This window comes from Algoriphagus sp. A40, assembly GCF_002002735.1.
In the GTDB taxonomy this organism is placed as follows: domain Bacteria; phylum Bacteroidota; class Bacteroidia; order Cytophagales; family Cyclobacteriaceae; genus Algoriphagus.
The window spans coordinates 1-302 of the sequence record NZ_MUNY01000006.1; the positions used below are offsets into that span (position 1 = coordinate 1).

The window sequence follows — 302 nt, forward strand, 5'->3', positions numbered from 1 at the left end:
CGCAAGTGACCGAAGCGGGCCAGGTGATTACCTATACCTATACCATAACGAACACAGGCGAAGTGACCCTGACCGGTTTGGCAGTGAACGACGACAAGCTGGGAGCGATCACGCTTGCAGCGACGACACTGGCCCCCGGGGCGAGCACGAGCGGCACGGCGACCTACACGGTGTTGCAGTCCGACATAGATGCGGGCTTGGACATTGTGAACGTGGCGAGTGTGAGCAGCGAAGAGGAAGCGACCGACAGTGCGACCGAGACGGTTGACGTGAACGGAGCGGCCTTGGTGGACATCACCAAG

At 60.6% G+C, this 302-nt stretch carries 1 pseudogene; it reads left to right on the top strand.

From position 1 onward, the window contains the following. Positions 1–23: 23 nt before the first annotated feature. Positions 24–302 (top strand): annotated as a pseudogene (locus B0E43_RS31350) (hypothetical protein); the annotation flags it as partial.